Here is a 24856-nt window from a genome sequence, read left to right as displayed (position 1 = left end):
TGACTAGTAATTTGTTATGATTATAGGTATGAGAAAATAAAAAGGAGGCGCGGACATGACGCCAATTATATCGTTGTCGCATGTGACTTACGCATATCCAAATAGTGACGTACCTGCCTTACGTGATTTATCATTAACAATCAATAAAGGTGAGTGGGTTGCGATTATCGGTCATAATGGATCCGGTAAATCAACTTTTGCAAAATTATTAAATTACTTACTAGCACCAACTGAGGGTGAAATTAAAGTGAATGATGTTGTTGCCACTGAGGAAAATATGTGGACGATCCGTGACATGGTTGGGATGGTTTTTCAAAATCCCGATAACCAGTTTGTGGGCGCTACGGTGGCAGATGATGTGGCATTCGGTATGGAAAATCGTGGCGTACCACGTGATGAAATGATTAAACGGGTGGATGCTGCCTTAGCCGAAGTGCAGATGGCGCCATTTGCTGATCGTGAGCCAGCTCGCTTGTCAGGTGGGCAAAAGCAACGCGTGGCGATTGCATCAGTGTTGGCCTTACAACCTAAAATTTTAATTTTAGACGAAGCAACGGCTATGTTAGATCCAACAGGGCGTCGTGAGATGATTGCATTAGTCCATGAATTGAAAGCACGTATGGGGGATGACTTAACGGTTATTTCGATTACCCATGATATTGATGAAGCAGCAAGTGCTGATCGTGTCATGGTTATCAATGATGGTGAACTTATGGAAACAGGTGTACCAGAAGAAATCTTTGCGAATGCAGATCAATTACGACGTTTTGGGCTGGCAGTACCATTCGCTGAACAGTTAAAGGAACAACTACGGGTACGGGGAATTAGCGTCCCTAATGAATATTTGACAACGGAAGGGCTGGTAACGTGGTTATGGCAATCAATTTTGACCAAGTAGGTTTTACCTACCAACCAAATACACCGTTCGCGACACCAGGTCTGCATGATGTTTCGTTTGAAATTCCAGATGGTAAATTTACAGCTGTGATTGGTCACACGGGTTCTGGTAAATCGACAATGGTGCAACACCTTGATGGATTAGTTTTGCCAACAACTGGTAAAATCACTATGGGTAATCAAGTTGTGACCGCTGAGACAAAATTAAAAGAACTCAATGAATTGCGTGCACATATTGGCTTAGTCTTTCAGTTCCCAGAAGCGCAGCTGTTTGAACAAACAGTCATTAAAGATGTGATGTTTGGGCCTAAAAATTTTGGGGCATCAGATAAAGTGGCACGGGCAGCTGCCAAAGTTGCTTTAGAAAAAGTCGGTATTTCAGCCGATTTGTATGAACGTTCACCATTTGAATTATCAGGTGGTCAAATGCGTCGTGTGGCAATTGCGGGTGTCATTGCCATGGAACCAGATTTATTGATTCTAGATGAACCAACAGCGGGTCTGGACCCACAAGGACAACGTGAATTAATGACTTTGTTTACTGATTTACAAAAAGAACGACAAATTACGGTGGTACTGATTACGCATCAAATGGAATATGTTGCCCAATATGCTGATCATGTGGTGGTCTTTGAACATGGGACGGTTGTTAAATCAGGTTCACCAGCTACCATTTTTGCTGATGAAAATTGGTTACATGAAAAGCAGTTAGATGTACCCGCAGCTAAACAGTTTGCGGATGCCTTGGCAGAAAAAGGTGTTCAATTACATGATGTGTTAGACATCAATCAATTGGTTGATCAATTAGCTGCCCGATTAAATGGGGAGGTGGATCATGTTTAGTAATATGATTATTGGTCGCTATATGCCAGGTAACTCATGGATCCATCGGCTAGATGCGCGTACTAAATTGGTACTAAGTATTGCGTTCATCTTTGTTGTTTTCTTTGCGAACAATGTCATTGGTTATGCACTAGCAGCGGTCTTTACATTGCTGGCAATTATGATGACGGGACTAGGCATTGGTGTCTTCTTACGTGGGTTACGCCCACTTGTCTTATTGATGTTCATTACGACATTACTCCAACTGTTCTTTGTTCAGACTGGGGATGTCTTGGTGCACTGGGCATTTATCACCATCACAACTGATGGTGTAATCAATAGTATTGTCGTGTTTGTTCGTTTCATGTTGATTATCATGTTTTCAACGATTTTGACATTAACGACTCAGCCATTAGCCGTTGCTGACGGAATGGAGAGTTTATTGAAGCCGTTTAAGAAATTGGGCTTACCAGTTTCTGAATTAGCTTTGATGCTATCGATTGCGCTACGTTTCGTCCCAACGTTAATGGATGAGGCTCAGAGTATTATGAATGCACAACGAGCACGTGGTGTGCGGTTTAATGAGGGTAGTCTTATGGCACGTATTAAATCATTTGTGCCCTTGTTGATTCCTTTATTTGTGAACGCCATTAAGCGTGCTATTGAGTTGGGGGATGCGATGGAAGCACGTGGTTATCGTGGTGGTGACCATCGAACAAAGTATCGTATCTTAACTTGGCATACCCAAGATACTGTTGCCATGATTGGATTTGTTATCTTCACGATTGCATTGATTGCAACGCGTTGGATGATGTAGAAAGGATTTAAAACATGCCACGTTATAAAGCAACCATTGCTTATGATGGGACTGATTTTTTTGGTTGGCAAGTACAACCTAATAAGCGGACTGTGCAGGCAGAAATGGAATTAGTGGTCAATAAAATGGCTAAGAATCCAGCCGAACATATTCGTGTGCAAGGTTCTGGTCGGACGGATGCTCGCGTGCACGCAAAGGGGCAAGTGGCACATTTTGATTTGCCATTTGATATTCCAGCTGACGCCGTTCGAAAGGGGCTATCAACGATGCTGCCTTACGATATTGGTATTAAAAAAGTTGAGAAGGTCAGTGATGACTTCCATGCCCAGTTTAATGCTCATGATAAAACCTATTTTTATCGCTTTTCAACGAGTGAGTATATTGACCCATTTAAGCGTAATTATACGGGTCATTGGCATCGCCGTTTAAATCCAGAACTGATGCAGCAAGCCATCGGTGATTATGTTGGTGAGCATGATTGGTTAAGCTTTGTGGCTTCTGGTTATCAACAAAAAACAACGGTGCGCACGGTTTATTCTGCAAAAATGTGGGTTAAACCTGAGGAAGAAGAAATATGGTTTGAATTCTCAGGGAATGGCTTTTTATATAACCAAATTCGTATCATGGTCGGCGTCTTGTTAGAGATTGGTAATGGGGTGCGTCCAGTAGATGATATCAAGCGTTTATTTGAAGTAAAAGACCGACAACAAGCGCAATTTACGGCCCCAGCCCAAGGATTATATTTAATGGATGTTAAATATTAAAAAAACATCAAGTTGTCAAGGACATTTCATTGACTATTCCTGTAAAACAGGATAAGATAGAACTCGGTATTGTTTACCAACCACAAATGGGAATGTCCTGGTACGACTTTTTAATTATTGGTAAAGTAAACAAACAGAAAACTGGAGGAAATTTTCCATGCGTACAACTTATATGGCAAAGCCAGGTGAGATCGATCGCAAGTGGTACGTCGTTGATGCAACTGATATTGCATTGGGACGTTTGTCAACTGTCGTAGCATCAATCTTACGTGGTAAGAACAAGCCAACTTACACACCAAACATCGACACTGGTGATAACGTTATCGTTATCAACGCTGGTAAGGTTGCTTTGACTGGTAAGAAGGCCACTGACAAGATCTATTACCACCACTCAAATCACCCAGGTGGTTTGAAGATGCGTCAAGCAGGTGACTTGCGCGAGAAGAACCCACAACGTTTGATCGAACTTTCAGTTCAAGGTATGTTGCCAAAGGGTACTCTTGGTCACCAACAAGCTTTGAAGCTACACGTGTTTGCTGGTTCAGAGCACACACACGCAGCTCAAAACCCTGAAGTGTTGGATATCACCAACCTTATTTAATTAACGAAAGGAGAATAGTTTAATCATGGCTCAAGTACAATACTCTGGAACTGGCCGTCGTAAGAACTCTGTTGCTCGTGTACGTTTGGTACCTGGTAACGGTGCTATCACGATCAATGGTCGTTCAGCAGAACAATACATTCCTTTCGCTAACTTGCGTGAGGTTATGGTGCAACCATTTAACGTTACTGAAACTCTAGGAAACTACGATGTTTTGGTTAACGTTGATGGTGGTGGTTTCTCAGGTCAAGCTGGTGCAATCCGTCACGGTATCGCCCGTGCCCTATTGACTGTTGATCCTGACTTCCGCGCTTCATTGAAGAAGGCTGGTCTACTTACTCGTGACCCTCGTAAGAAGGAACGTAAGAAGCCAGGTCTTAAGAAAGCTCGTAAGGCTTCACAATTCTCAAAGCGTTAATATTTACTATTACACTTTGTTGGATTGTCAAAGATCCGAATACAAAAATGACTCCCAAGTTGGTTTTGCCGACTTGGGAGTTTTTTGCAATTGAGTGAATATACAAAGCAACAATTTGTTGCTTTGTATATTTTTTTGTTTTGGGATAATTAAGTTATGGAACTACATAAATTAATAAAAGAAAAACGAGAAAAAATCGGTCTTACACAAGAAGATGTTGCACATAGATTAAATGTTACACGACAAGCTGTGCAGAATTGGGAAAATAACAAAAGAAGTATTCCAAATAGTTTATTGACACAATATTTTAAACTATTGAAATTTGATGCAAAAGAAATTTTAACAGTGTTTGGCTTTTTGGATAATAATAATTTAAGAATAGAGTCTATTGATTATTCTAAGAAAGGAATAGATGAGTTTAAGTATACTGAAGGGGAAATAGTATTGACAAAATTTCCAACACTTTATTTAGGTGTGGGAAAAAAGCAGGACAAATACACTAGTAGAGTCAATCAACTAGCATATGTTGGTGAAGCTAGCTCAATTATTAGAAGAACCAATGAACACTTGAATGCAAAAAATGATAAATTGAACGCAATTAAAAATGATGCTGATGATGATAAAGAAGAATTATATATCATTGGTCATCCAAAGTTTAATAAATCTGCCACCCTAGAGTTGGAACAAATGTTTATGGATTCATTATTGGGTGATAAGAAATTTATAAAAATTTATAATGGTCGTAATAATGGTTTATCCATAGACTTCTATGAGCGTAATGCTTATAGAGAAGGGATTTTTCCCGAAATTTGGAATCAACTAGAGAAGAAAGATGTTGTATCAAGTTTAGAGGAAGTTCGCAACTCTGCATTGTTCGCTAATAGTCCTTTTAAGACGTTGAGTACGAAACAACAAGAGGCGAAGAATATAATTTCAGATAAAATTGCGCAGACATTATCGGAAGATAATCAACATGAAGTTATTAAAATTCAAGGATTAGCAGGATCAGGTAAAACAGTATTAATGTCACAACTATTTTATGATATATGGAAAGACCCATATGAAGTTGTAGAAGCAGGTGGAAAAACTACACATCAGTCATCTGTAGTTTTATTGGTGAGACATGAACAACAACGTCGTACATATGAACAAATTGCAAAGAAGCTAAACATGGGCAAAGATGCGGTCATGGATGTATCGACATTCATTACAAAGGGGATAAAAACGGATGTAGTATTAGTTGACGAGGCACATTTACTGTGGAGTGGAAACTATGGTCGTATCAATAAAGCTAAGTGGGAACCAGATTTAATGGCATTGCATAAATTAGCGAATACCTTAGTTTTAATTTATGATCCAAACCAACTGGTTTCAGCACGTGCAAAAATTGATGATAATCCAGAATTGCTTGAAATTGTGAATGGTAAAAATACACTTACAGTAAACTTGAATGAACAATGGCGAATTGAAGCCAATCCGGCTACTTTAAAATGGATTGAGAATTTTGCACATTTCAGTGGAAATTCAATGGTCACACCACCCGAAGACGGTGCATATGACATTCGCTTTTTTGAAGATGCTAGTGATTTTAGACATGAAATTGAATCGAAAAATGATCAGTTTGGATTAAGTCGATTAGTGGCGACCTATGATTGGCAGTATTCACAAGGTTCAAGACCCAAAAATAATGATAAATACTGGTATGTTGAGTTTGGTAATGAAACTTTACCATGGAATTTAGAACTTCCGGAAGTACAAGTAGCACAGGCTAAACAAATACCTTGGCAGGAAATTGATATGAGTATTGGTGAAATTGGTAGTGACTTTACTGTACAAGGCATTGACCTGAACTATGTTGGTGTGATTTTAGGTCCGTCAATAATATGGAATGAAGAAACTAATTCACTAGATATTGATGCTGACAAATCATGTGATCATCAAAAAATTCGTAAAATTAATGGCAGCTATGATAACGAAGAAAATAAAAAATATTTGAAGAATGTTGTGAATGTTTTGTTGACACGTGGCGTACATGGATTGTATGTCTATGCGGTGAACGACAAATTGAGAGAAAAGTTAATGATGTTAAATAGTTAAAGTTTTGAAATTTGATTATAAAAATGGCTGGGAATTAGGTGTTAAACAAAATTCTCGACCATTTTTTATTGAAAGAAACATGTAAAAAAGCGTGAAATTAAAAATTTCACGCTATAGTACAATTATTATAATTAATAATGTTTAAGTATTAATCTTGTTCATTTTCTTTGGCATGTTTAATAGAAAGGTCGCTTTGCATTTTGTCTTCTAGACCATCAACCCGATAGAATAGAAGCGAAATAGCTGAAAGTGCAAATCCAATAATTGGTACCCAAATATAACTTGTTTCAATTCCCCTTAATGCTGTGGCGGATTGTGCTTGATTGGCGACATATCCGGTTGTTGATAAGATCCAACCAGTAATAACACCACCGATACCCATACCCAATTTAGCACTGAAACTCGAGAATGAAGTAACAATTCCTTCAGCACGTACACCACTAATCCATTCGCCATAATCAACGGCATCAGCCAACATAACGGCAATTAATCCTGAAACGTAACCAGTACCTAAATATCCAATAATAGTTGCGATGACAATAATAGAAACACTCATGTTATGAGCACCAACATTTAATAATAGTTGCCCAACAATTGCCAGAATCATTCCTAATAACATTGTGTTTCTTTTACCGATAGCACGTGAAGTTAGTGGTGTTAGAACAACTGCGATTAATGCAACAGCTTGAAGACTAAGAATAAATGATGCTAGTCCAGCATTATGCATATTGTATTTGAAGAAATAAACCGTTACTTGTGAGCGTGTTTGCATTCCCATCCAGTAAACAAAGTTAATGAAAATAACAATAGCCCATGGCCAGTTACGCTTTAATGCTCTTAGTGATTCCTTAATTGGTAGTGATTGTTTAGATGATTTTGTCTGTACCCGTTCTTTCGTATTCTTGAAAACAATCCAAAACAAAAAGACAACAATGATAGCAACAATTAATGCCCATATAAACCAACCACGTGAGCTAGTTGTCGATCCATTACCAAAAAAGGCAACCATTGTTAAAGTGATACCAGTTATGATTGTTGCACCAGCTGTTCCCATAAATTGACGAATTGTAGATAGTGTTACACGTTCTTGAGAACTGGTTGTTAATGATGGCAAAATTGAAGTGATTGGAATATTAACTGCTGAATAAAGTACATCTACACCAATATAAGTGATATATGCCCAAATTATTTTTCCTGTAATACCAAGATTTGGTGTTGTAAATACAAGAACACAGAAAATGGCAAAAGGAATTGCAAACCATAACCAATAAGGTCTACTTTTCCCCCATCTAGTATGTGTATGGTCAATCATAATTCCCCAGAATGGACCATCAATTGCATCAATGATTCGTGCGACAAAAAACAATGTACCTACTGCTGCTGCACTGATACCAAAAGTATCGGTGTAAAAGATCATCAAATAAGTACCCACCATTTGAAAAGATAAATTACAAGCAAAGTCACTTAAACTGTATGAGAACCTCTCCTTCCAAGGTACCATATTTTTTCCTAAATCACGTGAAGCATGTGCTTTCATAATAAAATCCTCTTATTCTCTCATTTTTTATGATAATTAGAAAAATTCTAAATTATAAAATTGATTACAATAGCTTTTGAAAACGTTTTCATAAATTATAGTAAATAACTTGTCTTGTACAGGCAACTAATTAAAAGGTTTCAATCAGAAAAGACCAGGTGAATGGTCAGATTTGTGCCTTTTTATAAAATTTTGAAAATAGTCAGGTTGTTTAATGCTTACAAGTAATTTATTTTATTCATTAATCCACGATATAACACGATTTTTTAGTAAATAAATAGTTATTCGACAGAAAAGGTATAAATCTTACTTTTCATTTGGCTTTTTCTGATTGATGATCTAAAAGTGGTTGCTTGTCATAATTAAGTTATCTATCATAAATAATGAAAACGTTTTCAAAAAATCTTATATGCAATTAAATTCATTGGTTTATTAGTATCAGATACAAAAGGGGAGTCTTATGAAATTTTCAAATGGTTATTGGTTAGGAAAAGATCAATATATTATTAATTCACCGCTACAAGTATACGAAGCAGTTAAGGTAGATCAGTCTGAAAGTAGCCGTTCATCGGATGAATTAAAAGTATATGCTGCTTATCATGAAATTAATTCACGAAGCGATATGTTAGATGTTGGAAACTCAACAATTTCTGTATTTTCTCCAGGTAAGGATATTATTGGAGTGGAATTAAAACATTTTGATGATGATAAAAAAGATCCACTATATGAATTGAAGACATCAAATACAGAGGTGGAGTCAACTGTCTCGGATGATTATGCAACGTTAACAAGTGGAGATTTAGAAATTCAAATTAATTTGAAAAATAAGTTTAATGTTAATTTTAATTATAGAGGAAAACGTATTACAGGTTCTGAATTTAAGGCACAAGCCTCTATTACTGATCTGAGTGGACAAAAATTAGGTGAGGTAATGCATCCAAACACGGTAATTGGAGCGCAAAGTTTATTACCTCAAGGACAAGTAAAATGTGCAGATCACTTTATGCGTGAACAACTTAGTTTATTACCAGGCACAAATGTATATGGATTTGGTGAACGCTTTGGAGCTTTCGTTAAAAATGGGCAAACAATTAATATAATTAATCAAGATGGTGGGACAGGATCAGAGCAATCATATAAATCAATTCCATTCTATATTGCCGGAAAGCCTGGTGTAGCTGGGAATCCAGGAACATATTATGGCGTTTTTGTTAATGAGAGCAGACCAACAAGTTTTGAAGTAGCCAGTGAGGTCGTTGATCGTGTCAGCTTTTCTGTTCGTGGTGAGTCATTAGAATACTATGTTATAGCAGGAGATACACCTAAAGATGTTGTAGGAAAGTATAATAAGTTAACTGGTGGTTCAACATTACCACCTGAATGGACATTTGGTTTATGGTTATCTACATCCTTTACTACAGATTATTCTGAAGAAACAGTTATGAAGTTCGTAGATGGCATGTTAGATCGTGATATTCCATTATCTGTTTTTCATTTTGATTGTTTCTGGATGAAGGGATTTGAGTGGTGTAATTTTGAATGGGATAAAGAACAGTTTCCTGATCCTGAAGGATTAATTAGAAGATTACATGATAAGGGGTTGAAAGTATGTGTCTGGATTAATCCGTACATTTCGCAAAAATCACCACTATTCAAGGTTGGAAAAGAAAAAGGATATTTTATTAAGCATGCTGATGGCAATGTTTGGCAATGGGATTTATGGCAACCAGGGCTGGCTACGGTTGATTTTACAAATCCAGAAGCAGTGACTTGGTATACTGGTTTATTAAAGAAGCTGCTGGATATGGGTGTGGATTGCTTCAAAACAGATTTCGGTGAGCGTATCCCAATGCATGATGCTATATTCTATAATGGGAATAGTGCAGAGGGTGAGCATAATTATTATGCTCATCGCTATAATAAGGCAGTGTTTGATCTACTTAAGCGAGAAAAAGGAGATGATGAGGCAGTTGTATTCGCACGCGCGGCAACTGTTGGTGGTCAACAATTTCCTGTTCATTGGGGTGGAGATAATCTGTCACAGTTCCACTCAATGGCAGATACGCTACGCGGTGGTTTAAGTTTCCTTTCATCTGGATTTACTTTTTGGTCACATGATATTGGTGGTTTTGAAGAGAATGCTTCACCTTCTATTTATAAGAGATGGACGCAATTTGGGCTACTATCATCTCATTCTCGCTATCATGGTAATGTACAATATCGAGTTCCTTGGCTATTTGATGAAGAGGCGGTTGAGGTCACTCGTAGGTTCACACATCTCAAGCAAGATTTAATGCCATATATTTATGCGGAAGCGAAAAAATCAGTGGCAGCTGGTATTCCATTAATGAGACCGATGTATATGGAATTTCCTGAGGATGCTAATTGTGCGCCATTAGATCGTCAATATATGTTAGGAAGTAAAATTTTAGTTGCTCCGATTATGAGTGAAAGTGGTGATGTAGATTATTATTTGCCATCAGGTAAGTGGGAACATGTTCTAGATGGTCGTCAAATTGAGGTAGGAGAAAATGGACAATGGTTTGCAGAAAACTATGACTATTTAGCTCTACCAGTATGGAAACGTGTTTAATATTGAAATAGGAAAGCCGTCTGTCGATTTTGATAGGCGGATTCCTTTATTTTTAATTAATCTGGGGTGGTTTGAATGAGTATGAAACAATCAAAACATGAAATCATTACTGATAATGCCGATGTAGGAGTTCGAGTTTTTTTATCAGACGAAGCAGCTGGATTTAAGCCAGTTCATTGGCACGTGCATATTGAAATAGTTATTGTGTTGGAAGGACAAGTGACTTTTTACTATGATGGTAATTCAATAACATTATTTGAAAATCAATTCATTGTGATTGGATCAGGAATTATTCATTCGTCAAAAAATTCAGAGAACAAGTCTTTAGTTTTACAGATCCCAATTGAATATTTGAATAGATTTTGGACAAATAGTGATCAACTAGTATTTGAGGTACCAAATGTTAATAAACAATCAGAGGATAAAGTGTACGAGGATGTTGTTAACATGTTATTAAAGATGACCAGAGTATATGAATCCAAACAGGCAGGTTACTTATTACAATTTAGTGGACTATTGATGCTGACAATGTATGAATTAATAACGAATTATGCAGTTTTAAAAAGTAATGAAAAAATTGTTGAAGATAATCGACTCAAGGAGATTTTTGCAGATATTCATGAAAATTATCGTGAAAAATTAACTGTTAGTAGTCTAGCCCAAAAATATCACTACCATCCTGATTATTTATCGAGATACTTTAAACAACAATCAGGTATTTCATTAAAAAGATATGTCTATGGTGTTAGGTTAAATTTTGTTCATCATGAAGTATTAACAACCAAGAAGACGATTCAGGATATTTTTCACGATAATGGCATTACAAATATAAAGTTAGGTACACAATTATTTAAAGAACAATATGGTTTGACACCTTTTCAACTTCGTAAACAATCTTAAGATTTTGAAACATGTGTAATGGACATATTTTGCGAACAAAGTTAAATTACATATGTGATACAAAAAAGGGGAGTTATTTACGCTAAATAAGATATCGTAGTTTAATTTTAGGGGGAAAAATGAAATTAGTAGCATTTGATATTGGGGGTACAACAGTTAAGACAGGGTTATTTCTGGATAAACAGCTAGTTAAAAAGGCATCATTTAATACACCACAATCATTTGATGATTTGATTTTAGAGATGAAAAAATATATCGAGGATGATATTGAAGGTGTAGCAATTAGTGCACCTGGTGTTGTGGATATTAAAGATAGAGTAATAAGAAATGAAAGTGCGGTACCTTATATTCACAACCGACCAATTTTTGATGAATTGGAACAAGCCTTAAAAAGGCCAGTGACAATTGAAAATGATGCAAATTGTGCAGGCATTTGCGAAATTAATTTAGGTGCTGGCAAAAATTTTAATAATGTTGCATTTGTCATTATTGGTACTGGTATAGGCGGTTCGGTATTTATTAATAAGCAACTTTATAAAGGTGTTCATCTATCTGGTGGCGAGTTTGGTTTTATGAAAGATAAGAATGGGAAAACATTAAGTAATTCTGCTACACTTATTAAAAACGTGAAAGCCTATAATGAACAAGCACCTAACGGAAAAATTAAAGATGGACAGGAGCTACTTACTTTAGCAGAAAATGGTAATCCACTAGCTAAAAACATTATTAATAATATGTATGATCGGATTGCAGAGGGAATTTATAATTTACAGGTTTCTTTTGATTTTGATGCATTTATTTTGGGTGGTGGTATATCCGCACGCGCCGAGTTAGCAAGTGAAATTAAAAATAGACTGGCTAAATTATTAGCAGATAATGTTACAGATGATATCATGCCAGTGATTGATAATTGTCATTTTCAAAATGATGCTAACTTATATGGTGCAGTAATAAACTTTTTAAATAAAAAGCTCTATTAGTATGTTTAGGACAGAAAAACCCATAATAAATTTAAAAACTATTAAAATGAGTAATTTTAGCTAAAAACAATGAGTGCAATTTCATTTACGAATTGCTTCTATAAAAATTCTCCAAAAGATTGTGATAATCAACCGATCCTTTGGAGTTTTTTTGTGTGAAATTCTATAACTTTTAGTTGTATATAGGTAATGTAAGCGGTCTCATTCACGTGTTAAACTACAAGGGTAGCTTAGTTAAAAAGGCTTAAGGAGTTAAACAATGGAGAATAATAAACTGCGATTGCAGGTGCATCCCCGCGGTTATGTAGAATCATTAGTCATGAAAGATGATCCTTATCAAATGAATTGGGTTATTGATAATCAATATCTGAAACAAACAGATTTTGATGAATCAGATAAATTATTTGGTGAGTTTACGATTACTATCAATGGACAAAAAATTAATAGTCATGATTTAGAACCAACAATAACAAGTGATTCAAGTCGGGCAGTCGTTACCTATAATTTACAGCAAAAAGTACAAGTTATTTTTATCTATGATTTAGCTGATGATAATCAGTTAGATTGGGAAATCAGTCTAAAAAATCTAACAACTGACGAACTAACAATTAATAACTTCGGTGTCTGGTTATCACTTGCTTATGTGATGTTCCGTGCCAAAAATGTTGCCAAAAATATTCATGAGTCGGCGGCAGTTTACCCATCAATTTCGCGTGATTTTACAAAAATCAATGCAGTACGGCGTGACAATCAATCAGGTAATTTGGGTATTTACCAAACAGCAGGAAAAACATTATCAGTTGGAACCTATGCGGCTTATAACAATTTGTTTTTTGAAAATGTTTCACCGTCTTTGGATGGTATGTTATTCCATCAGTTAATCCTAGCTGGTGGTTATGATGAAGATTTTGAAAATAATGATTGGATTTATGACAAAAATCCAATCATCATCAAAGCAAATGAAACGAAATTGTGGCATTATGTCATGCAACCAAACGATTCTAAGAAAGATTTTTATCAAAAAGCACGTGAAGTTGGACAACCAACTATTTCATATCAACCGCTAAATGTTGTTAATCAACCAAGTTATTTGACCATTGCAGGCAACGGTCATGAATTAGTTGGCGTAACAGCCATTGCTGGTGAAAACGGGCAACAAACAACTGAACTAAAATTCCAACAATCATCAGATCACTATCAAGTAGATTTTAAACCAACGGTTTTGGGCGAGCATCAGATTACTTTTGATTTTGCAGATGGTACGCAAGATGCAGTTGTGCTGAACGTGATGACGCCATTAAATGAAGTTATTGATCGCCGTGTGCAGTATATTTCGGAAGAACTTTACCAAGGCGCAGGTGGAGAAGTACCATATGCATTTACGCCGATTTCGAATCAGGGTGAATCATTAGGTAAGTTAAGTTTAGTTTTGAAGAAAAACTTGATGGGTGCTTTAGACCAGCAACAAGTCAGACAAGTTGAAGCAAGTGCGGTGAACTATGTCCGACCAAAATGGTTCACAGATGGTAATTTCAGACAACCAAGTAATTTGTATGGTGATTTCTATCGCTGCATGGATTTTGAATACATTGCGCATTTATTCCTGCTATTATCAGAGTTTGATGATGAGACGCTATTACTGAATTCATCAGAAGAGTATCTACAATGGGCAGCCGATGTCTTTATGTTACGGGTCAATCCTGATTTGCATGAAACAGCGCGTGGTAAAGAAGAAGCACAAATGTTAGGAGTTTACTTCCTATACATTCAGGATTTGCTTAAAAAGTTAAAGTCGCATGGGTTAACTGATTATTATGACAAAATCAATAACCTATGGCAGCAAGTGACCAAAAAGTTAGACGATGATCGTTTAGGCTATCAAGCAGCGATTACTGAGCACTACTTTGATAATGCTGGCTTTGGTCCAACTGCTGGTGCTTTAAGTGAAGCTGGCTTTGTTAATGGTGCTGAGACATATGGTCAATTACTATTAGCAAACATTGGTTATTCAAATGATTTTAGAGCACAAAATCCAGATCGCTGGTGGGAAGCATTAGCTTATATGATTCATTCGCTCTGGGGTGGCGTAACAGCTGCAGCAACCTTTAAAGTTTATGAAGCACTAAAAGATACGGCATATTTGGATGCTAGTTATCGTGCAACAGCGGCCATTATGTATTGCTATGATACAAACTCAGTGGCCACGACAAAGTTAAGCGAGGGGATGGCTGCATCAACATATGCAGTTGCCGGTCCGCACCTTAATCGACCTGATCTATCACGTAACCGTTTTGGTCAATCAACATTCTATTCAGATGGTGGTATCTTTGCTAAGTTATTTAACAGTGCGAACGAAACACCAGATTGGGATATGGGTGAGGAACTAGTCGCTTACCTAGATGGTATCGGTCAAAGAACTTATTTGATTCATCAAAATGATAGTTGGTCAGTCATTAATGGTACCTATGAGAAAGTTGGAGATCAGATTAACATTATTAGTTTTGCACCATATCAAAAGGAATTTTGGTTGATTGATGAGACTGGTACACGACAGTTATCAGAAGTAACTTCGGCTGATAATTACTTATTTGATATAAATAAATAATGAGTCAGTGACTAATTTTGGTGATGTATCGGAGGAAAAAGGATGGATCAACAAATTATTTCGATTTCAATGCCACCATTTCCTAGTTTTATCGAAGGAAATTATATTACGTTTAAAGCAGGACAAAGCCATGATCATCGATATAATATTGGCTTCTTTGATTTAATTTTCGTCAAGAAAGGTGCGTTATTTTTACGTGAAGATGGCAAAAAGTACACAATTCATGCAAATGAAATGTTTATCCTTCTACCAAATGGTGAACACGATTCTTGGCAACCTTGCGAAGAGGAAACAAGTTTTTTCTGGATGCATATCTATACGACTTCAAGATGGCAACAAAGTAATTTTCCAATGCGCTTTGTATCTGAATTGCCGATTCCAGAATTACATTTTCATCAAAAATCCTATACATTGCAATTACCAAAACTAGGTGAAATTACTGAGCCAAATTTGATTTTTGATTTACTAAATGAAATTCAAAACAGTACCGAAAGTAGTCGAATTGACAGTATCTGGTATACAGAAGAATTATTTTTAAAATTTCTTAAATATATTGATACTCGTGGTATTTCAAAAGATCGTGTCACCATGCTAGCAGAAAAAGTTCACCTATTCTTGGCTGAACATTTAGCTGAACATATTGATAATAATCGCTTATCTGATGAATTTCATCTGCATGTTAACTATATTGCCCGTGTGATGACTAAAGTCTATGGGAAAACGGCAATAGAACTTTTAGAAGAAATTCGTATTGAAACGGCCAAACAATATTTGATTCACACTAACAAGTTGATTAAGAATATTGCCGAATTAGTCGGATTTGAAAACTATATCTCTTTTACAAATCAGTTTAAAAAAATGACGGGGATGTCGCCTAAGACATATCGCGCCACTTATAAAAAATAATTTTGGGGAAACATAATGCAAAAAAAATTAAGCCTGACAAATATCCTAGCTTATGCCAGTACTGACACGGCAGGAAATTTGCTTTACTGTACACTAACAAGTTTCATTTTATACTTCTATACTGATGTGTTTGGTATTTCTGTCGGTGCAGCTGGAACGATTTTACTGGTTGCGCGAGTGATTGATTCATTAGATGCACCAATTTGGGGATTGATTATTGATCATACACATTCTAAGTATGGGCAAAGTCGCCCATGGTTTTTGTGGCTTGCTGCACCATTTGCAATCTTTTTGACGCTATCATTTTTGTCACCAGATTTATCTGCGGCACAAAAAGGTATCTATGCCTTGGTAACATATTTAATCACGGAAATTATTTATACAGGTATTTCAACACCAATTACTTCAATTTTACCTAATTTGAGTAATGATTCAGATGAACGAGTGAAATTGAATTCTTACCGTATGGTTGGTGGTAATATTGGTTACTTCGTGACAGCTTCATTTACTTTACCATTGGTTGCTTTCTTTGGTGGTGGTAATGACCAAAAAGGGTTTGCAATTACAGCTGCTGTCTACTCTGTCATTGGACTATTGATGTTCATCTTCGCTTTTGCAAAGACACAAGAAGTTAATTCAGGTCCTCAAGAAGTACAAAGTATTCCAATCAAAGACAGTTTTAAGGCAATGCGTGGGAATTGGCCATGGGTTATTATTGTTTTGGCCAATGTGATGTACTGGTTGGGAAATACAGTACGTACATCAACAGTTATCTATTATGCACAATATAATTTAGGACATCTAAATTATGCATCATTACTAAATGGATTGGTTCTGTTCCAAGTCGTTGGAAACATTTTGATTCCATTTATGGTTAGAAAATTCTCAAAGGGACAAACTTTGATTATTGGTTTTTCAATCGCATCGCTTGGTCAAATTCTAATGGGATTTGTTGGTAGCAATTTTGCGTTAATTGCGGCTGCATGGATTTTCACTTCAATCGGTACGGGAATCGCTGTATCAATGCCATTTGCTATGTTGTCAGATACAGTTGACTATGGTGAATGGAAGAACGGTATCCGTTCAGCGGGCTTCTTGACAGCAATCGGTAGTGCTTTCTGCATCAAGATGGGATCAGGACTAGGAGGTTTCTTACCTTCTAAGATTATGGCCGCTGCTGGTTATGTTGCTCATAAACAACAAACTGCATCTGCATTAGCAGGTATTAAGTTCTCATTTATTTGGTTACCAGCAATCTGCTTTATGATTGGTGCTGCCATCATGTTAACTTATTCAAAGTTTGAGAAAAAAGAAGCTCAAATTAAAAAGGACTTGTTAGAGCGAGTTAGTTAATCTGGGAAAACTAGATTACATCTCTGCAATAATTATCAAACAATATTAGCTACTAAATTTTTTGATATATTTGGTGGCTTTTTATTATGGACAGTTTTAAAGCGTATTACCCATAGACCCTCCAAATAAAGGAATTGCCTATATAATGCTATAATTTTCATATACCATTGTAATCAAAGGGGAGATTTCAAATGAGTAAGGGCGCTTGGATAGGAACGATTATTGTCATAGTAGCTATTGGTCTCGGGGCAGGTGGTATGTTGTACGTTAACCAACAGTCACAAGATAGAGACCTAAAGGAAGAACGAGCTAAAAATAGTTCACTATCTAAAAAAATGGATAGTGCAGATAAAAAGAAAGCAACTAGCGAGAAAAAGTCTAGTTCACACCAAACATCCTCAAGTGTGAGTGAATCATCGACAACATCTTCGGCTTCTTCCAGTTCTGAAGAACCAACGACTAATGAACCAGTTCAATTAACGACAGCACAGAAGCAGGCTGTTAATGCAGCCTTTTTGAATTGGGCAGCTGGACGTGCAAAGGTTGGCAATATGGCAGTGACCGATTGGTATTTTGATCATGGTGCAGCCGGGACAGGAGATTGGTACGCTAATACAACGGATGGTGAGATTCAAGTACAAGATCAAAATAATCCAGGTCCGTCAGCCTTTCCAATCCATGCAATCGGTGGCTGTGTTTTCCTAACAATGAAGGATGGATCTACTGGTCGGCAAGATGATGTCGTAGTGTCGATCGCTGGTGGTTATGGTGACAAAGCTGAAATGAGTAAGCCAATTACGAAGTATATGCTTGGTGATAACGGCAAGGTATATGAACTAAAATTGGCTGAAGGGGATGCAAGTTTAGCAGCTGGGTTCGCTGAATATACCGATGACGGACAAAAAAATCCATACGGTCCATCGTATACTTTTAAAGTGTCAGAAGACCAGGCTGCACAAGCAGAATTGCAGAATCTACTTAATGCGTATCGATAAGGTGTGTTTTGACGAAATTAGTTTGTGTTAATTATAAAAACCACTTGCAAACAACCGCCAAAGAGAGTAATTTCTTTATTAGATAATTATTAGAAAATTGTGATGAAGAGAAGAGTACTTTCTAAGTAATTTGTCCAGAGAAGGTCGTTAGCTGAAAAGACCGCAAATGAAAAGAAACGAAGATGAGCTCTGAGCATTAATCATTGTGCAAGCAATGGTTACGGGTAGACTCGTTATAGTCTCACTTGCTAACTGAGTAAGTGATTGAGGTACTGTTTGTAAAAAGAGTACAAATTAAGGTGGTAACGCGAAGCTTTCGTCCTTGAATAAGGGGCGGAGGCTTTTTTGTTTGGAAAATATCTAGTAGTGAAACAGATGTAATTAATGGGGGATGTCATTATGGAAAAAGCAGATAAAATTAAAATCTTGCAGGATTTGGTTAGTATCAATACCGTCAATGGTAATGAGTTAGCAGTTGCGACATATCTACAACAGGTATTTGCTGAACATGGCATTAAGGCAACCATTGATGAATTTGGCGATAAACGAGCAAATCTACAAGCTGAAATTGGCAGTAAAAATGCTGATCAGAAGGTTTTGGTATTCTCGGGCCACCAAGACACGGTGTCAATTGATGATGAATCAGCTTGGAAACAACCACCATTTGGTGCACAGATAATTGGTGATAAACTTTATGGACGTGGGGCAGCGGATATGAAGAGTGGCTTGGCCGCTGAAGTGATCGCCTTAATTGAATTAGCTGAAAACCCTGCTGTTGAATTAAATGGGACCCTGCGTTTTATTGCGACAGCAGGCGAAGAGTTTGGTACGCCTGGTGCATATCGTTTAAATGAGCAACACGTCATTGATGATGCTGATGCACTGGTGATTGGTGAGCCTACAGATGGTCAAATTATTTTTGCTCATTCAGGAAGTTTTAATTACCGCATTACAAGTCGTGGTCAAGCGGCGCATAGCTCACGACCAGCCCAGGGGATTAATGCCATTCAAGGTTTGGTAAATTATATTAATTTAGAAAAAGATCTTTTTGCAGATACTCCAGAAGATCCTTACTTGGGACGGGTACAGCACAGTATTACAGTCATTCACGGTGGTGAGCAGGTTAACACTATCCCAGCTACTGCTGAATTATTAGGTAATATTCGTCCCACTCAAGCGTTTGATAATCAACAGGTAATTGCGCAAATTGAAGCAGCTGTGGCCGAACTAAATCAGCAATATGATGCCCAACTATCTTTGGAAATTATTCATAATTTTGAACCAGTCGAAACAGCAAGTGATAATGGTTTTATTCAAATCGTCAAACAAGCAGCACAAGAAACGTTTACAGACCGTCAAGTTGATTTATTGACGATGAATGGTGCAACTGATGCCAGTGTTTTTGTGAAGAATAATCCAGGTCTGCCAACAGTGATTTTGGGTGCTGATGGAGACAAATCTTCACACCAACTCAATGAATACACGACCATTAGTAGTTACCTAGCGTTGATTGAAATTTATCAAAAAATTGCCCGTGAATTTTTGCAATAGAATAATTTAAATTTTAGATAAAATGATTTAGCATTTTGCAGTGGGATAAAATTAATGTTTATGTGATAATTAGGATGAAACATTTAGATTTATGATGACATTGCCCCAGTAAGGAGAGAAGGATGATTTATTCAATCGAACAAATTGCTGAATTAGTCAAGCCAATTGCTGAGAAATATCAAGTTTCTGAAGTTTATCTGTATGGATCATATGCTCGACAAGAGGCAAATGAAGATAGCGACATTGATATTGTTTATAAACGTGAGGGATCAACTGTTCATGGGTTGCTTCGAATGTCTTCTTTTAAATTAGATTTGGAACGTGCCTTGAATAAGAAAGTCGATATTGTACCGTTAGAAAGCTTTGATGTGCCAATTGTAAAGGAACGAAATCAAAAATACATTGATAATGTTCATTCAACAGAGGTTATGCTTTATGGTGCATAATAATCGAATAACAAACCGTGATGTCATGAATTTATTAACTCAATATGCTAATGAAGTAGCAGTAACCATAGAACGATTTGGAAATGATTATAATCAGTTTATACATGATTTTGTTTTCTTCAATGCTTTATCGATGCCTATCTATCAATTTGCTGAGCAGACTTTAAATTTATCAGAAGATGCTAAAGAATTATTTGGGGATATTTGTTGGCATGCCATACGTGGTATGCGGAATCTTTTTGCACATGCTTATGGCACCATGTCACCAATAGATATCTGGGAAACGGCGACAACTGATATACCTTTATTAGCAGACAAAATTAATGTGGTATTAAATAGTAATTCACATATTTTAGACACAATTGCAGATGGTCGAAAAGGTTAATTTAAACCACCGTATAATCAACAGCGCGAAAAGTGCTCATGATTATACGGTGGTTTTTTGAATTTATTATTAATGAAATATGATATTAATAAGTCTTATAACTTGGTTGACACCGCGTTTATATGTGACTATTATTAAAAACAAATTAATTATATGAGAAAGAGAGCGACCAGACATGCAAAACTTTAGCCAACGGCAAATCACTGCTAATATCATCAAAGGTTCCTTAGGTAATATGATTGAATGGTTCGATTGGTACATTTACGCATCATTTACAGTTTATTTCGCACCATCTTTTTTTCCAAGTACTAATCAGACTGCGGAACTATTGAGTGCGGCAGGCGTCTTTGCTGTTGGTTTCTTAATGCGCCCATTAGGAAGCCTGTTCATGGGAAAGTATGCTGATGTTCGTGGGCGACGTGCAGCGCTAACGTTATCAGTAACAATTATGGCAACATGTTCCATGATTATTGCACTGATTCCTAGTTATAAAACGATTGGTATTTTTGCACCCGCAATTTTAATTTTGGTACGTATGATCCAAGGACTCTCACTAGGTGGGGAGTATGGTATTTCAGCAACCTATCTATCAGAAATGGCCTCGTCAAACCGGCGTGGTTATTACGCATCTTTCCAATATGTCACATTAATTAGTGGCCAACTTGCAGCCCTTGCTATTCAAGGCCTTTTGCAATTTTTCTTAAATGAATCAGCGCTACAAGCTTGGGGCTGGCGAATTCCATTTGTGATTGGGGCATTGGGAGCAATCTTAGTGCTTTATCTTCGTTTATCAATGAATGAAACGCAACAATTTAAAAATACGGCGAAGCAAAAGGATAAGTCGTCACGTGGTTCATTACGAATACTCATGCAATATCCGGGGCAAGTGTTAACGGTTGTTGGTCTGACCTTTGGTGGTACGATTGCCTTTTATACGTACACTACCTATATGCAAAAGTACATGATTAATTCTCTTGGTTTATCAAATCGAATAGTGACAGCAATCAATTTTTTGGCCTTGCTAATCTTTATGGCAATCCAACCATTGTTTGGTGCTATCTCGGATAAAATCGGACGTAAGCCGTTGTTATATTGGTTTGGTATTTTGGGAACTTTGCTAACGGTGCCAATCTTTATTGGTTTGAAATATTTTTCAAGTCCGATAATGGCTTTTCTATTGATGCTGGGCGGATTGTTGATTGTTAGTGGTTATACATCAATCAATGCCATAGTAAAGGCAGAGATGTTTCCAACTGAAATTCGAGCGTTAGGTGTTGGCTTACCTTATGGTTTAACTGTTGCCATCTTTGGAGGCACTGTTGAATATGTTGCGCTATGGACGAAGAGTATCGGTCACGAAAATATTTTCTTTTTCTATGTTTCCTTCGCAATTTTAGTCAGTTTATTGGTTTACATTCGCATGCTCGAAACTTCAAAACATTCACATTTAGAGAAATAAAAAAATGCTCTATAATTGTTAGGCTTTTTGTCTAACAATTATGGAGCATTTTAAATAACCATCAACCAACAACTTTAATGATGATGATACCGATAGTGAAGACTGCGACACTGATTATTTTCAGTCGGGTTGTTTTATTTTTGGAAACTTGGAACAAACCGTTATGTTCAATGATGATTGAACCAATCATTAGTCCAATAATACTCAAACTGACTGTTAAACCGGGTCCAATTGTTGGATTTAAAATAGTCATGCATAGGACAAAAAATGCGCCCATTGAAGATGCGGCCCATGCTGTACCAGACCGAACCCCGGATATAAATTTACCAGGTGTGAGTTCTCGATTTACGCTAACAACGATTAAGAGTAATAATGTACCAAATAAGAATGCGATAAACGATGATGCAATTGAGGCGGTCAATGCAGCTGAATTTTGGAATTCAGCTGTTTCATGGAGTAACGTCCCAAGATTACCATTAAATATTCCTTGAATTGTTGATAGGATACCAGCAACGAATCCCCAAATGCAGAGTAACCAATTGTTAGAATTAACATCTTTTAACTTATTTACCTTGGGAGTATAGGCACTCAAAATCACACCAATAATGAGTAGCACAAGGCCAATGATTTTAACCATATTTAGTGGGCTTTGTTGGACATTAAACCAACCCATTGCATCAATTAAAATACCAGAAGTGACTTGACCAAGGGTTGGATAAATCACTGCTTTAATTGGACCTAATTTTGGGAAAAGGATAATGATACTTGTAATATAAATTGCCCCTAGGACACCACCAATAAACCATGGAAATCCCTTCTGAAAAGTTTCTGACAAAACAGAGATAACATTAATTCTTAGTACAAACAGAGCGATAAGAAATTCAATAGTACCAATGATGTATGTCATGAATCCCGCAAGAATAGGGGAGTTTAATTGTTTACCAAGATTGACATTATAAGGATTCTGGACAGCTAAAACAAGTCCAGCGAACAGACTTAAAATATATAGCATAATTTACCTGTCAATCTTCTCAATATGCTTGCCACCAATAATCACTGTATGACAAAGATCAAGGAATAGACCGTTTTCTACGATGCCTGTCAATGATTTGAGGGTATCAGCTAATTTGTGAATATCGGTGACATGACTGATGTCAACATCGATAATATAATTTTTGGAATCAGTTAACACTTTCTGGTTTTGATCGTCCAATCTGAATTGTGGTTGTAAGTTCATTTGACTTAGCTTTGTAAACAGTTGCACAGAACCAAATGGTATAATTTCTATAGGGAGTAAAAAGCTACCTAATTTATCACTTTTTTTGGAGGTATCAACTATCCAGATATTTTTTTTAGAGTTTAGTGCAACAATTTTTTCAAACAAAAGTGCTGCACCGCCGCCTTTGATGCCATTTAATTGTGGATCAAATTCATCAACACCATCGACGGTTACATCAATGTGATCAATATCATCAATACTAACAACGTGTATGCCCAAGGATTCAGCAAGTTGTTGTGACTTTGTAGAAGTTGTCACACAAGTTAAGTGCCAGTTGGCGGCTTGTATTTTTTTACTTAAAGCTTCAATAAAGTAGTTTGCCGTGCTACCCGTACCTAGTCCAACGATCATGCCATCATCAATATAGTCAACAGCTGCTTGTGCAGCGCTCTTTTTCTGTAAATTAATATTCATGTCTATATACTTCCTTAGTTATTTGATGATAATTTCGCGACAATTTCATCTTGATAAGGAATGGCAGGAATGGCACCAGGTCGTGAAACGACAATACTACTTGCAATGCTAGCTTTTTTTAAAGTCTCTTCAATATTAGATAGGTCGGCAGCTAGTGTGGTAGCAATTGTACCAATGAAAGTGTCACCAGCGGCTGTCGTATCAATTGCATCAGCTTTAAAACTTTTGATTAGCCCTGGCTTACCATGGATTGCATAGAAGGCACCGTGTTCGCCAAGGGTAATAATGACATTTTCTATTGCCAATTTATCTTTGAATAATGATGTCCGATCAACTAGCTCTTCATAGTCTGTTGTTGGCTCTAAGCCAAGTAGGGCAGCTGCTTCAGTCTCATTCGGTACCAATAAATCAGTGTTTTTTAAAATGTCAGGATCAACATAATCTGTGACAGGTGCAGGATTTAGGATTGTTTTTGCTCCATATTGATGCGCTAATTCAAACCCCCTTTTGATAGCGTCTTGTGGAACTTCTAATTGTGCGACCACGACATCAGCATGTTTAATTAAATCTTGTGCCTGATCAATATCTGTCATGGATAGTGCCATGTTTGCGCCACCGTATACCAAAATTGTGTTATGGCCATTTTTTTCGAGCATGATATAGGCGGTACCGGTGGGTACTGATTTCGTGTAAATGGCATCGGTATGAATACCTTCTTCATTGAGTAGGTCAATATATGAGCGGCCTTCTGGGTCCTCGCCGACACCTCCAATGAAGGACACGGTTGCACCTTGGCGAGCGGCAGCAACTGCCTGATTTGCTCCCTTGCCACCAAAGTTAGTTGATTTACTGTTAATGCTGAGTGTTTCACCAACAGTAGGTAAGCGATCTAGTTTTTGTAATACGTCAATGTTTAAACTGCCAATAATAACAACATTTTGCATTTTTCTATCCCTCTATATTTAAAGAATTTAAAAATTATCTTTTACTAAAAAATAGTTGGGCAATTATGGTATCAAAACCCAAGTATTGTTGAA

General features: G+C 36.9%; 22 protein-coding genes and 1 other annotated feature. Of the genes, 18 read left to right on the top strand and 4 right to left on the bottom strand.

Features of this window, described 5'->3' with window-relative positions; translation table 11 throughout:
- The first annotated feature begins 55 nt into the window (after positions 1 to 55).
- From QRX23_RS07870 to QRX23_RS07840, 7 genes are all read left to right on the top strand, one after another.
- Positions 56 to 898, top strand: coding sequence for an energy-coupling factor ABC transporter ATP-binding protein (locus QRX23_RS07870; protein WP_330155241.1), 843 nt, complete (start codon positions 56 to 58; stop codon positions 896 to 898).
- On the top strand, positions 874 to 1740 hold the full coding sequence (locus tag QRX23_RS07865; protein WP_330155240.1) for an energy-coupling factor transporter ATPase: 867 nt from the start codon (positions 874 to 876) through the stop codon (positions 1738 to 1740). The genes QRX23_RS07870 and QRX23_RS07865 overlap by 25 nt, the downstream gene beginning before the upstream one ends.
- Complete coding sequence (locus tag QRX23_RS07860) at positions 1733 to 2536, top strand: energy-coupling factor transporter transmembrane component T family protein (RefSeq protein ID WP_330155239.1); 804 nt, start codon at positions 1733 to 1735, stop codon at positions 2534 to 2536. Before QRX23_RS07865 ends, QRX23_RS07860 begins: the two co-directional genes overlap by 8 nt.
- A 14-nt stretch (positions 2537 to 2550) precedes the next feature.
- Positions 2551 to 3300: a tRNA pseudouridine(38-40) synthase TruA gene (truA, locus tag QRX23_RS07855; RefSeq protein WP_140836375.1), complete on the top strand. Its 750-nt coding sequence runs from the start codon at positions 2551 to 2553 to the stop codon at positions 3298 to 3300.
- A gap of 157 nt (positions 3301 to 3457) precedes the next feature.
- A complete protein-coding gene (gene rplM / locus QRX23_RS07850) occupies positions 3458 to 3901 on the top strand; it encodes a 50S ribosomal protein L13 (protein WP_002827909.1) in 444 nt (147 codons plus the stop codon).
- A 25-nt stretch (positions 3902 to 3926) separates the two neighbouring features.
- Positions 3927 to 4319, top strand: coding sequence for a 30S ribosomal protein S9 (rpsI, locus tag QRX23_RS07845; protein ID WP_002827907.1), 393 nt, complete (start codon positions 3927 to 3929; stop codon positions 4317 to 4319).
- 156 nt (positions 4320 to 4475) lie between these two features.
- Positions 4476 to 6416 carry a DNA/RNA helicase domain-containing protein gene (locus QRX23_RS07840; protein WP_330155238.1) on the top strand — a complete coding sequence of 647 codons (1941 nt, stop codon included), beginning with the start codon at positions 4476 to 4478 and terminating at the stop codon, positions 6414 to 6416.
- Positions 6417 to 6564: 148 nt separating this feature from the next.
- On the opposite strand, the gene QRX23_RS07835 is transcribed toward QRX23_RS07840, so the two are convergent.
- Positions 6565 to 7953: a glycoside-pentoside-hexuronide (GPH):cation symporter gene (locus QRX23_RS07835; protein ID WP_330155237.1), complete on the bottom strand. Its 1389-nt coding sequence runs from the start codon at positions 7951 to 7953 to the stop codon at positions 6565 to 6567.
- 460 nt (positions 7954 to 8413) lie between these two features.
- Between QRX23_RS07835 and yicI the strand changes: the two genes are divergently transcribed.
- The 11 genes from yicI (at position 8414) to QRX23_RS07780 (ending at position 22126) form a co-directional block, all read left to right on the top strand.
- Entirely contained in the window at positions 8414 to 10546 is a 2133-nt protein-coding gene (gene yicI / locus QRX23_RS07830) for an alpha-xylosidase (RefSeq protein WP_330155236.1), read from the top strand.
- A gap of 75 nt (positions 10547 to 10621) precedes the next feature.
- The gene (locus QRX23_RS07825) at positions 10622 to 11446 is read left to right on the top strand and encodes an AraC family transcriptional regulator (RefSeq protein WP_330155235.1); all 825 of its coding nucleotides are present in this window, start codon (positions 10622 to 10624) and stop codon (positions 11444 to 11446) included.
- 119 nt (positions 11447 to 11565) lie between these two features.
- The gene (locus QRX23_RS07820) at positions 11566 to 12426 is read left to right on the top strand and encodes an ROK family protein (RefSeq protein ID WP_150222111.1); all 861 of its coding nucleotides are present in this window, start codon (positions 11566 to 11568) and stop codon (positions 12424 to 12426) included.
- A gap of 259 nt (positions 12427 to 12685) precedes the next feature.
- Positions 12686 to 15031 carry a hypothetical protein gene (locus tag QRX23_RS07815; protein ID WP_330155234.1) on the top strand — a complete coding sequence of 782 codons (2346 nt, stop codon included), beginning with the start codon at positions 12686 to 12688 and terminating at the stop codon, positions 15029 to 15031.
- A gap of 42 nt (positions 15032 to 15073) precedes the next feature.
- Positions 15074 to 15937, top strand: coding sequence for a helix-turn-helix domain-containing protein (locus QRX23_RS07810; RefSeq protein WP_330155233.1), 864 nt, complete (start codon positions 15074 to 15076; stop codon positions 15935 to 15937).
- A 15-nt stretch (positions 15938 to 15952) separates the two neighbouring features.
- A complete protein-coding gene (locus QRX23_RS07805) occupies positions 15953 to 17290 on the top strand; it encodes an MFS transporter (RefSeq protein WP_330155232.1) in 1338 nt (445 codons plus the stop codon).
- Positions 17291 to 17481: 191 nt separating this feature from the next.
- On the top strand, positions 17482 to 18285 hold the full coding sequence (locus QRX23_RS07800) for a hypothetical protein (protein WP_330155231.1): 804 nt from the start codon (positions 17482 to 17484) through the stop codon (positions 18283 to 18285).
- 93 nt (positions 18286 to 18378) lie between these two features.
- Positions 18379 to 18612, top strand: a binding site (T-box leader).
- A gap of 72 nt (positions 18613 to 18684) precedes the next feature.
- The gene (locus QRX23_RS07795; protein WP_330155230.1) at positions 18685 to 19836 is read left to right on the top strand and encodes an ArgE/DapE family deacylase; all 1152 of its coding nucleotides are present in this window, start codon (positions 18685 to 18687) and stop codon (positions 19834 to 19836) included.
- Between the two features lie 122 nt (positions 19837 to 19958).
- The gene (locus QRX23_RS07790) at positions 19959 to 20282 is read left to right on the top strand and encodes a nucleotidyltransferase family protein (protein WP_150176645.1); all 324 of its coding nucleotides are present in this window, start codon (positions 19959 to 19961) and stop codon (positions 20280 to 20282) included.
- 25 nt (positions 20283 to 20307) lie between these two features.
- The gene (locus QRX23_RS07785) at positions 20308 to 20667 is read left to right on the top strand and encodes a HepT-like ribonuclease domain-containing protein (protein WP_330155229.1); all 360 of its coding nucleotides are present in this window, start codon (positions 20308 to 20310) and stop codon (positions 20665 to 20667) included.
- A gap of 175 nt (positions 20668 to 20842) precedes the next feature.
- Positions 20843 to 22126 carry an MFS transporter gene (locus tag QRX23_RS07780; protein ID WP_330155228.1) on the top strand — a complete coding sequence of 428 codons (1284 nt, stop codon included), beginning with the start codon at positions 20843 to 20845 and terminating at the stop codon, positions 22124 to 22126.
- Positions 22127 to 22187: 61 nt separating this feature from the next.
- Here QRX23_RS07780 and QRX23_RS07775 read toward each other — a convergent pair whose 3' ends face one another.
- From QRX23_RS07775 to rbsK, 3 genes are read right to left on the bottom strand one after another with little or no spacing between them, the layout of a single operon-like run.
- Positions 22188 to 23138: a DMT family transporter gene (locus QRX23_RS07775; protein WP_330155227.1), complete on the bottom strand. Its 951-nt coding sequence runs from the start codon at positions 23136 to 23138 to the stop codon at positions 22188 to 22190.
- Positions 23139 to 23141: 3 nt separating this feature from the next.
- A complete protein-coding gene (rpiA, locus tag QRX23_RS07770; RefSeq protein ID WP_330155226.1) occupies positions 23142 to 23819 on the bottom strand; it encodes a ribose-5-phosphate isomerase RpiA in 678 nt (225 codons plus the stop codon).
- Between the two features lie 14 nt (positions 23820 to 23833).
- Positions 23834 to 24763 carry a ribokinase gene (gene rbsK / locus QRX23_RS07765; protein WP_330155225.1) on the bottom strand — a complete coding sequence of 310 codons (930 nt, stop codon included), beginning with the start codon at positions 24761 to 24763 and terminating at the stop codon, positions 23834 to 23836.
- Positions 24764 to 24856: the final 93 nt, after the last annotated feature.

Source organism: Weissella paramesenteroides (assembly GCF_036327715.1).
GTDB classification, from domain to species: Bacteria; Bacillota; Bacilli; order Lactobacillales; family Lactobacillaceae; genus Weissella; species Weissella paramesenteroides.
This window is presented reverse-complemented; position numbering and strand designations above follow the sequence as displayed.